This window comes from Flavobacterium sp. GNP010, assembly GCF_056428945.1.
Genome location: NZ_JBWJVK010000057.1, coordinates 1 through 10,887, shown reverse-complemented (window position 1 = coordinate 10,887; position 10,887 = coordinate 1). Strand labels below are relative to the sequence as shown.

At 34.7% G+C, this 10,887-nt stretch carries 11 protein-coding genes and 1 tRNA gene; 3 read left to right on the top strand and 9 right to left on the bottom strand.

The features are described from left to right. Positions 1-42: 42 nt before the first annotated feature. From nuoF to aspS, 8 genes are all read right to left on the bottom strand, one after another. On the bottom strand, positions 43-1,407 hold the full coding sequence (nuoF, locus tag AC061C_RS14640) for an NADH-quinone oxidoreductase subunit NuoF (protein WP_478291790.1): 1,365 nt from the start codon (positions 1,405-1,407) through the stop codon (positions 43-45). Between the two features lies 1 nt (position 1,408). Further along, positions 1,409-1,939 (bottom strand): complex I 24 kDa subunit family protein, encoded by a 531-nt coding sequence (locus AC061C_RS14635; RefSeq protein WP_478291789.1) that lies wholly within the window; start codon positions 1,937-1,939, stop codon positions 1,409-1,411. Positions 1,940-2,020: 81 nt separating this feature from the next. Then, positions 2,021-3,259 carry an NADH-quinone oxidoreductase subunit D gene (locus AC061C_RS14630; protein WP_478291788.1) on the bottom strand — a complete coding sequence of 413 codons (1,239 nt, stop codon included), beginning with the start codon at positions 3,257-3,259 and terminating at the stop codon, positions 2,021-2,023. A gap of 35 nt (positions 3,260-3,294) precedes the next feature. After that, positions 3,295-3,816, bottom strand: coding sequence for an NADH-quinone oxidoreductase subunit C (locus AC061C_RS14625; RefSeq protein WP_478291787.1), 522 nt, complete (start codon positions 3,814-3,816; stop codon positions 3,295-3,297). Between the two features lie 3 nt (positions 3,817-3,819). Continuing rightward, positions 3,820-4,368: an NADH-quinone oxidoreductase subunit B gene (locus tag AC061C_RS14620; protein WP_417944224.1), complete on the bottom strand. Its 549-nt coding sequence runs from the start codon at positions 4,366-4,368 to the stop codon at positions 3,820-3,822. 86 nt (positions 4,369-4,454) lie between these two features. Continuing rightward, positions 4,455-4,820 carry an NADH-quinone oxidoreductase subunit A gene (locus AC061C_RS14615; RefSeq protein WP_478291786.1) on the bottom strand — a complete coding sequence of 122 codons (366 nt, stop codon included), beginning with the start codon at positions 4,818-4,820 and terminating at the stop codon, positions 4,455-4,457. A 294-nt stretch (positions 4,821-5,114) separates the two neighbouring features. Beyond that, on the bottom strand, positions 5,115-5,309 hold the full coding sequence (locus tag AC061C_RS14610) for a cold-shock protein (RefSeq protein WP_007137066.1): 195 nt from the start codon (positions 5,307-5,309) through the stop codon (positions 5,115-5,117). Between the two features lie 164 nt (positions 5,310-5,473). Then, complete coding sequence (gene aspS / locus AC061C_RS14605; RefSeq protein WP_478291785.1) at positions 5,474-7,219, bottom strand: aspartate--tRNA ligase; 1,746 nt, start codon at positions 7,217-7,219, stop codon at positions 5,474-5,476. 227 nt (positions 7,220-7,446) lie between these two features. Between aspS and AC061C_RS14600 the strand changes: the two genes are divergently transcribed. After that, entirely contained in the window at positions 7,447-7,794 is a 348-nt protein-coding gene (locus tag AC061C_RS14600; RefSeq protein ID WP_417979598.1) for a toxin-antitoxin system YwqK family antitoxin, read from the top strand. Positions 7,795-8,594: 800 nt separating this feature from the next. On the opposite strand, the gene AC061C_RS14595 is transcribed toward AC061C_RS14600, so the two are convergent. Next, positions 8,595-8,674, bottom strand: a tRNA-Leu gene (locus AC061C_RS14595). A 291-nt stretch (positions 8,675-8,965) separates the two neighbouring features. Between AC061C_RS14595 and AC061C_RS14590 the strand changes: the two genes are divergently transcribed. Both AC061C_RS14590 and AC061C_RS14585 read left to right on the top strand, forming a co-directional pair. Then, positions 8,966-9,907, top strand: a complete 942-nt coding sequence (locus AC061C_RS14590) for a ribose-phosphate pyrophosphokinase (protein WP_309760453.1) — start codon at positions 8,966-8,968, stop codon at positions 9,905-9,907. 132 nt (positions 9,908-10,039) lie between these two features. Beyond that, the gene (locus AC061C_RS14585) at positions 10,040-10,651 is read left to right on the top strand and encodes a 50S ribosomal protein L25/general stress protein Ctc (protein ID WP_309760455.1); all 612 of its coding nucleotides are present in this window, start codon (positions 10,040-10,042) and stop codon (positions 10,649-10,651) included. Positions 10,652-10,887: the final 236 nt, after the last annotated feature.

Genomic DNA, 10,887 nt, shown 5'->3' with positions numbered 1-10,887 from the left:
AAGAATTAATTTCTTCAAATGAATTAAACCTTCCCATTTCCGTTACGACTTTAAGACATTAGACATTATGACTTTGGAGAAAGGTTCCGCAACAAAATGATCTCTATTTTTTATTTTTTCCGGGAAACGAATATGGTATTCAAATTCTTCTCTAAAATGACGAATTGCTGCTGCCACTGGCCAAGCTGCCGCATCACCTAATGGACAAATGGTATTTCCTTCAATTTTACTTTGAATGCTCAATAGCAAATCGATATCTTCTTCGCGACCGTGACCGTTTTCTATTCGATGCAATACTTTTTCCATCCATCCTGTACCTTCACGACAAGGGGAACATTGCCCACAGCTTTCATGGTGATAAAAACGAGAGAAATTCCAAGTATTACGGACAATACAAGAGGTATCATTGTAAACAATAAATCCTCCCGATCCCAACATAGAACCAGTTGCAAATCCACCGTCACTTAATGATTCGTATGACATCAAACGATCTTCACCGTTTGCCGTTTTATAAATTAAATGTGCAGGTAAAACGGGAACAGAACTTCCTCCCGGTACAAATGCTTTAAGTGGTCTGTCAGAACTCATTCCTCCTAAAAATTCATCAGAATTCATGAATTCGTACACACTTAAACCCAATTCAATTTCGTAAACACCTGGGTTTTTAATATGTCCTGAAGCTGAAATTAATTTAGTTCCTGTAGAACGTCCAACACCAATTTTAGCATATTCTGCACCTGAATTATTAACTATCCAAGGCACAGCGGCAATTGTTTCTACGTTATTTACAACCGTTGGATTTGCCCAAAGTCCTGAAATTGCAGGAAAGGGTGGCTTGATACGAGGATTTCCTCTTTTTCCTTCCAATGATTCAATCAATGCAGTTTCTTCACCACAAATGTAAGCTCCAGCACCACAATGAACATAAAGTTCTAAATCATACCCTGAACCTAATATATTTTTACCCAAAAATCCAGCAGCTTTAGCTTCGTTAATGGCTCTTTCTAATATTTTATATACCCACATGTATTCTCCCCGAATGTAGATGTAGGATAGGTTTGCACCCAATGCATAACTGGAAGTAATCATTCCCTCAATCAATAAATGAGGAATAAATTCCATCAAATATCGATCTTTGAAAGTTCCCGGTTCTGATTCATCCGCATTACAAACTAAATGTCTTGGTTTTCCTGATTTTTTATCAATAAAACTCCATTTCATTCCTGCTGGGAAACCTGCTCCACCACGACCACGCAATCCTGAAGTTTTCACTTCTTCGACTACTTCATCTGGCGTTAATGTTTTCAAGGCTTTTTCAACTGAAGCATACCCCCCGTTTTGACGGTATACTTCGTAAGTTTTAATTCCTGGAATATTTATTTTGTCTAATAATATTTTTTGTGACATATTATTTATCGTGTAATAGTATTGTATCGTTTTTGCAATCTTCAATTAACTGATCTACTTTTTCTTTAGTCAAGTGTTCTTTGTAAAAATCGCCTAATTGCATCATTGGAGCGTAACCACAAGCACCTAAACATTCAACACCTCGAACTTCAAAAAGACCGTCTGGAGTAGGTTCCCCCACTTTTACACCTAGTTTTTCACAGGTATAATCCATTAAATCTTCTACACCATTCAAACAACAAGGTGAGGTTTGACAAAATTCGAACATGTATTTACCAATAGGTCTCTGGTTGTACATCGTGTAAAACGACACTACCTCATATACTTCTATTGGTTTAATATAAAGAATTTCAGCAACCTTGTCCATCAATTCTATGCTCAACCAATTCTCATGAGCATCTTGAACTTCATGCAGAACAGGCAACAAAGCCGATTTTCTTTTGTCTTCAGGATAATAACTAATCAATTCGTTGATGCGGGACATCAATCCTTCAGTTATATTTATTTCTTGTTTGTAATGTGTTTTTTCCATTTTAATTATTTTAAATTTTGAATTATAAATTTTAAATGTTTCGAATAATTTATAATTTAAAATTCATCATTTATAATTTTACTATGCGTCTAACTCTCCTGCTATGACATTTAAACTTGACAAAATTACAATAGCATCCGAGAGCAAAGCTCCTTTAATCATTTCTGGATACGCTTGGTAATAAATAAAACAAGGTCTACGGAAATGCAATCGATAAGGAGTTCGACTTCCATCAGTAACTAAATAAAAACCTAATTCTCCGTTCCCACCTTCTACAGGATGATATATTTCGGCAACTGGAACAGGAACTTCACCCATAACAATTTTGAAATGGTAAATCAACGATTCCATACTTGTGTAAACATCTTCTTTTGGAGGAAGGTAATAATCCGGAACATCAGCATGAAAGTCATTCCCTTCTGGCATTTTCTCTAATGCTTGACGAATGATACTCAAACTCTCCCAAACTTCGGCATTACGAACACAAAAACGATCGTACGTATCGCCTGATTTTCCAACAGGAATAATAAAATCAAAATCCTCGTAAGAAGAATACGGTTGCGCTACACGCACATCATAATCAACACCGGCAGCACGTAAATTTGGACCTGTAAAACCGTAAGCCATCGCTTGTTCAGCAGTTATAGCTCCAACATTTACAGTTCTATCAATAAAAATTCTATTTCTTTCGAATAAGTTTTCAAATTCTTTCCAAGCTGCTGGAAATTCTTCTAAAAAAGTGTTCAGTAATTCAAATGCTTTAGGAGACCAATCTCTTTCGAAACCACCAATTCTTCCCATATTAGTTGTTAAACGAGCTCCACAAATTTCTTCATAAATCTCGTACACTTTTTCTCTAAATTGGAACACATATAAAAATCCAGTATACGCTCCGGTGTCAACACCAAGGATTGAATTACAGATAATATGATCTGTGATTCTAGCTAATTCCATTACAATAACTCTTAAATATTGGGCTCTTTTAGGAACTTCGATATCCAACAATTTTTCTAATGTCATCCACCAACCCATATTATTTATAGGTGACGAGCAATAGTTCATTCTATCCGTAAGTGGTGTAATTTGGTAAAAAGGACGGTTTTCCGCAATTTTCTCGAAAGCTCTGTGAATGTAACCAATGGTTGGTTCCGCTTCCAGAATTCTTTCTCCATCCATCAACAAGATATTTTGAAAAATACCGTGTGTAGCTGGGTGAGTTGGCCCTAAATTCAGGATCGAAAGCTCGCTTCCGTCTTCATTTAGTTGTTCTTTTATTCTTTTAGCATAGCGATGCTCTGGTGGTAATAATAGTTCTGACATTTAGTTAATGTGAAAAATTATAATAGTGAGTATTTTTAATAATTGTCGGTAGTTCTTCCAAAGAAACGATCGTCTTTGTCTGTTCTTCCGCTATCTTCCATTGGGAATTGTTTTCGCATAGGAAAAGAAATCATTTCATCCATATTCAAAATACGTTTCAATTGTGGATGACCAATGAAGTTTATTCCATAAAAATCGTAGGCTTCTCTTTCCATCCAATTGGAGCTCAAGAAAATATTTGATATCGATTTTATTTCTGGATTTTCACCGTTAATGTATGCTTTGATTCTAATTCTTTTATTCTCGTACCAATTGTGCAAATGATACACAACCGCAAATTGATGATCTTCATCATTGTCTGGATAATGAATCCCACACAAATCTGTTAGAAAATGAAACCGTAATGTTGAATCATTTTTCAAAAAAAGAATCACTGCAGTTATTTTATCCGCAGCAACTTCAAATGAAAATATATCTTTTTCTTGCTTGAATTCAAAAACAGAAGAACCAAATGTTTCTACTAATTTATCTTGAATTTGTATCGTTTCTAGCGCCATTATTTATTTGATATTATAAGAAGCTAATAGTTGTTGGTATTCTGGAGAACTTCTTCTTCTTACTGATTCTGTTCGCACCAACTCTTGCAATTTCATAACTCCGTCAACAATTTGTTCTGGTCTTGGCGGACATCCAGGAACGTAAACATCTACGGGAATTACTTTATCAATTCCTTGTAAAACCGAATATGTATCAAAAATTCCACCTGAAGAAGCACAAGCTCCAACAGCAATTACCCAACGAGGCTCTGACATTTGTTCGTAAACCTGACGTAATATAGGCGCCATTTTCTTTGAAATCGTACCCATTACCATCAACATATCCGCTTGACGAGGTGAAAAACTTACACGTTCTGAACCAAATCGTGCCAAATCGTAATGCGAAGCCATTGTTGCCATAAATTCAATTCCGCAACAAGAAGTTGCAAAAGGCAAAGGCCACAATGAATTTGCACGAGCCAATCCCACAACATCATTCAGTTTTGTAGCGAAGAAACCTTCACCAACAACACCTTCTGGAGGGGCAACCATATTTATATTTGAATCACTCATTTTTTATAATTTTGAATTAGAAATTTTGAATTAGAAATTAAAATAAAACCATTTAAAATTTAGAATTCAACATTTAAAATAAATCTTTATTCCCACTCTAACGCTTTCTTTTTGATGATGTAGAAAAAACCCACCAAAAGCAAAAGCATAAAAATTACCATTTTAACCATTCCATCCATTCCCAATTCCTTGAAATTGATTGCCCATGGATACAAGAAAATCACTTCCACATCAAACAAAACAAATAATATAGCTACCAAGAAATACTTTACCGAAAATGGTATTCTCGCATTTCCAACAGATTCAATACCACATTCAAAATTTTTGCCTTTTACTTCAGATAATCTTTTTGGACCTAGTTTTCCTGAAACTATAATGGTTCCCACAACAAATCCTACAGCAAGAACAAACTGCATTAAAATTGGAATATAATTTAATTGATCAGATTGCATAGTATCGATTTTTTTGAATAAATATAGGGCACAAAGATAACTTCCAAATTATTAAATAACAATAAAAAGTCCTAAATACATTGCAACTACAACGATGTAAATTTACAATTTTTATCAATTATAAATAAGACAAGAATATTGCATTAAGACATGTTTAACGTTAATCATTTTCAGATTTTTAAAATTACACGAGATTTTAAACGAGACTGAAAAATTGCAACAAAAAAAAACGCCCCGAAAAAATCGGAACGTTTTCTTAAACATTCGTAGGCAAAAAAAATTAATTTTTTATGCTTAGATAACTGCTACTTTCGCAGCAACTTTTCCTTTTCTTCCTTCTTCTTCTTCGTAGCTAACTCTGTCACCTTCGCGCAATTCTTCCGCGTTGATTCCTGATGCATGAACAAAAATGTCTTTTCCTGTTTCTTCGTCTGTAATGAATCCGTAACCTTTAGACTCATTGAAAAATTTAACTGTACCTGTACGCATTGTAATTGTAATAATAATTTATAATGTAGCAAATGTAATATATATTACAATACGAAAGACATTCTTCTGTTTTTATTTTGTAAAAATATTGATTTTCAACGTTTTCTATCAATATTCACCACTTCTTTTTTACTATACCAACCTAAATTACACACTGATATTGATTAAGCCAATCTAATATGTAGCTCCTTTAATTGAGCATCATCAATTATAGATGGTGCATCGATCATAACATCCCTTCCTGAGTTATTCTTTGGAAATGCAATAAAGTCCCTTATAGTTTCTTGACCGCCTAAAATAGCTACTAATCTGTCTAAACCAAAAGCTAAACCTCCGTGAGGTGGCGCACCAAATTGAAATGCGTCCATCAAGAATCCGAATTGCACTTTTGCTTCTTCCTCAGTAAAACCTAAATATTTAAACATTAATTGTTGCGTGGCTTTATCGTGAATACGAATCGATCCACCGCCAATTTCATTTCCATTCAAAACCATATCGTATGCATTAGCGCGAACTTTACCCGGATTCGTAGCCAACAAAGCCATGTCTTCTGGTTTTGGAGAAGTAAATGGATGGTGCATAGCATGCCATCTTCCGCTTTCTTCGTCTAATTCTAATAATGGAAAGTCAACAACCCAAAGTGGTGCAAACTCAGCTGGATTTCTCAAACCTAATCGAGTAGCTAATTCCATACGCAAAGCACTTAATTGCCCTCTAGTTTTATCAGATGGTCCAGATAAAACAAAAATCATATCGCCGGCCTTCGCTCCAGTAATTTTTGCCCATTGTTCTAAATCCTCTTGATCGTAGAATTTATCTACTGATGATTTATACGTTCCGTCCTCATTACATTTAACATAAACCATTCCCGTTGCTCCCACTTGAGGACGCTTCACCCAGTCAATTAAAGCATCTATTTCCTTACGTGTATAATTACCAACGCCAGGCGCAGCAATACCAACCACTAATTCTGCAGCATTGAATACAGGAAATTCTTTATGTTTCGCTACTTCATTCAATTCGCCAAATTCCATTCCGAAACGGATATCCGGTTTGTCATTTCCGTAGGTTTTCATGGCATAATCGTAGGTAATTCTTGGGAACTTTTCTACTTCGACACCTTTTATCTCTTTTAATAAATGTCTAGTCAATCCTTCAAAAACATTTAAAATATCTTCTTGCTCCACAAAAGCCATTTCACAATCAATTTGCGTGAATTCTGGCTGTCTGTCTGCGCGCAAATCTTCGTCACGGAAACATTTCACGATTTGGAAATATTTATCCATTCCACCCACCATCAGCAACTGCTTAAAGGTTTGAGGCGATTGTGGTAAAGCGTAAAACTGTCCTTCATTCATTCGAGAAGGAACAACAAAATCCCTAGCTCCCTCTGGTGTAGATTTTATCAAATAAGGTGTTTCTACCTCACAAAAATCCAAATCAGATAAATATTTACGCACTTCCATTGCTACTTTATGACGAAAAAGCAAACTGTTTTTTACTGGATTTCTTCGAATGTCTAAGTAACGGTATTTCATTCGGATATCTTCTCCACCATCCGTTTCGTCTTCTATTGTAAAAGGAGGCGTAAGCGATGCATTTAGAATATTTAATTCGGTAACTAAAATTTCGATATCTCCTGTAGCTATATTTTTATTTTTGGCCTCACGTTCAATAACAGTTCCCTTTACCTGAATTACAAATTCACGACCAAGTGTTTTTGCTAATTCAAAAACGTCTTGATTAGAGCGACCTTCATCAAAAATAAGTTGAGTAATTCCATAACGGTCGCGTAAATCAACCCAATTCATAAAACCTTTGTCACGAGATTTCTGCACCCAACCAGCAAGAGTAACTTCTGTATTAATATGTGAGGCGTTCAACTCGCCACAGTTATGACTTCTATACATGTTCTAGATTTTAATTTATTTAGCCCTTTGGGCGCGGATGCAAATTTAGGACTAATTATGAATAATGAATTGCCAAAAAGCAAAATTTAGCAGTCTACACAAAAGCAAATTTAGTTTCCAATGTTAAATTTTAGGTCAATGTTACCAAATTGTTAACTAAAAGTTTTTTTATTGTAAAATACTTTATATATTTGTTAAGCTAATATGAATTTAAAAACCCAAACATCATGAAACAATATATCTTTTTAATCGCAATACTTTTCACAGGAACAATTTTTGCTCAAGAAAACAACCCAAAATTAGAAGCAGTAGGTCAATTAGTAAAAACAACATACTATTTTGAAAATGGGAAAGTACAACAAGAAGGTTTCTTTAAAAATGGAAAACTTGACGGAACTTGGATTTCATATGACGAGAACGGAAATAAATCATCAGTTGCTACTTATGACAACGGTGTGAAAACTGGGAAATGGTTGTTCTGGAACGGTAAAAACTTAAACGAGGTAGACTATTCTAACAGCAAAATTGCTTCTGTTAAAACTTGGAAACAAGATGCATTAGTAACTAGAGATTAAAAATTCTCATTCAAATACAAAAAAGCTTTCGATCATTCGAAAGCTTTTTTTGTGCTTATAATTTTTAATTACTACACAAAAGGAGTCTTTGAAATAGACCTTTAAGAATTATTAAAACAAAATAAACTTACAGCTGAGCAAATAAAATAGATTATAAAAGAATTTCTATTGTTTTAAGATTCATGATAACACTATCTGTTAAATCCTTTTACAAGCGCTTCGAACTCAATCAAGAGACTACATTAAATCTAAGGACTAATGATTTAATACAAACACATTAAAATATATTAGATAAATTGTTTCTGCATAAAGTCATCTACCAAAAGATAGTAAAAAGCTGCACCATCTAGATAAAACAATTACATTTCTTCACGTAAAAGTGAGCAACATTAAAAACATTGTTAGATTTATTTCTAAACCATTTGTTTCAACACCTCTTGCAGTCATCACCTATCATTTAGCAACAACTTAATTCAGGAAGAGATTCCCAAAACAAAATGAGTAGAATTAAAATAGAAAAAAAAGCGTTAATTTACACAATGAATCCGATTGGTTACAATGAATACATTTATAGTAACTAATCAACAACAGTTTGAAACTCATTAGGCCATTGATTGCAGTTTTAGCAACAATATAGAAATAACATCTTCCCTCCTATTCTTTGATTACTTTTATACATTTTAACTATTATTAGTAAAAACAAATAATCCCTGCACTTAAGAGAATTTTAAAATCGTCCCCTTTTTCGTCCTCAAATAAAAAAAAAAACCTCGTAATCAATCGATTAAGAGGTTTTTAAGTACCCGGAGCCGGAGTCGAACCGGCACGGTTTCCCACAGGTGTTTGAGACCAGCGCGTCTACCAATTCCGCCATCCGGGCTTAGCTAGACATGAAATAACGACAGCTATCTCAACGCAATAAAAGATGTGATTGTGTTTAAATCAACCATCAATTCCTTTAACACGGTGCAAATGTAAAAAATAATATTAAATGTGCTACTAAAAATACTTAATTTTTTCCTTTCAGAGTTGAATAAATTTTATAAATTTGCACCTCGTTAAAACGCAACACACACAACTAACTATATTCGAGGCTAATACAGAAAGCAGGACAATTCAAAATCACAAAACCTTCTTGTAAATATAAAAATCGAAATAAAACAACAACTAAATGTCACACCTAGAACCAGAAGCTAAAATTTTTGCTTGTTCGCAAAGTGTTTATCTTGCTGAGAAAATAGCAAAGGAATACGGAATCCCATTAGGGAAAATCACCATGTCAAAATACAGTGACGGTGAGTTTCAACCTTCTTACGAAGAATCTATTAGAGGTTTACGCGTTTTTATTGTTTGCTCTACTTTTCCAACAGCTGATAATTTGATGGAAATGTTATTGATGATTGATGCCGCAAAACGTGCTTCAGCCAGACACATAACAGCGGTAATTCCTTATTTTGGTTGGGCGAGACAAGATAGAAAAGACAAGCCAAGGGTTCCGATAGGAGCTAAACTAGTAGCTAATTTATTAGATGCAGCTGGCGCAACACGAGTTATGACAATGGATTTGCATGCCGATCAAATTCAAGGATTCTTTGAAAAACCAGTAGATCATCTTTTTGCTTCGACTATCTTTTTACCCTATGTAAAAAGTCTTGGTTTAGATAATTTGACAATTGCTTCTCCAGATATGGGAGGTTCAAAAAGAGCCTATGCATATTCTAAATTTTTAGAGTCAGATGTTGTGATTTGTTACAAACAAAGAAAAGAAGCCAACGTTATTGACACCATGGAATTGATTGGTGAGGTTAAAGGTCGAAATGTAGTTCTAGTAGATGACATGATAGATACCGGAGGCACTTTGGCGAAAGCCGCAGATTTAATGATCGAGAAAGGAGCCTTAAGTGTTAGAGCAATATGTACACATGCCATTTTATCTGGTGATGCTTACGAAAAAATAGAGAAATCGCAATTAAGCGAATTAATAGTGACCGATTCTATTCCGTTAAAGAAAGAATCAAACAAAATAAGAGTGCTCAGTTGTGCACCTCTTTTTGCTGAAGTTATGCACATGGTGCACCACAACAATTCCATTAGTGGAAAGTTTATAATGTAGTATTTGGCACTATGCAAAAGGCTTTAAGCCGAAAGCATTTTTAGATCGCCTAAAACGTATTACATTTGCATAAAGCTTCGAGCTTATTGCCTAAAGCATGAATAATTATTTAATAACTATATTTTTTTTACAATGAAATCGATTACAATTAAAGGATCAGAAAGAGAAAGCGTGGGTAAAGTTGCGACTAAAGCCCTACGTAATGCTGGATTGGTTCCTTGCGTATTATACGGAGGAAATCAGGCAGTTCATTTCTCAGCAGAAGTTATGGCTTTCAAAAACTTGGTTTACACTCCAAACGCTCACACAGTTGAGATCGATCTTGGAAAAGGAAAATCATTTAACGCTATTTTACAAGACATTCAAGTTCACCCAGTGTCTGACAAGATTTTACACATTGACTTCTTTCAAATCTTTGACGACAAAGAAATCACTATGGAAGTTCCAGTGAAAATCATTGGTAACTCAAAAGGAGTTATGGCAGGTGGAGATTTACGTTTAAATACTCGTAAATTAAAAGTGAGAGCTTTACCAAAAGATCTTCCAGACTTTGTTGAAGCTGACATTACGCCACTTGATATGGGTAACAAATTGTACGTTACTAAAGTGCCAACACCAAACTTTAAAATCATGCACCCAGACAACACTGTTATCTGTCAAGTGAAGATTTCTCGTGCAGCTATGAAAGCAGCTCAAGAAGCAGCAAAAGCGGCAAAAGCACCTGCAAAAGGAAAGAAAAAATAATATTTTTTCAAATATTCAAGAAAGCGTCAGTTCTACAACTGGCGCTTTTTTTATGCTCATAATTTTTTGTAATGGCAAAGAACGAAGCAAACTTATTATCCCATTTCTTAGTATTAGGAGCACCAATATCTCAATACAAAACACGACTACTCCTGCTGTCCGTTGTATCTTTTTTTATCTACCCTGTTCGGATACATAAAAAAAGGATGCCACTTCCATCAGGGCTATCTAAAAAT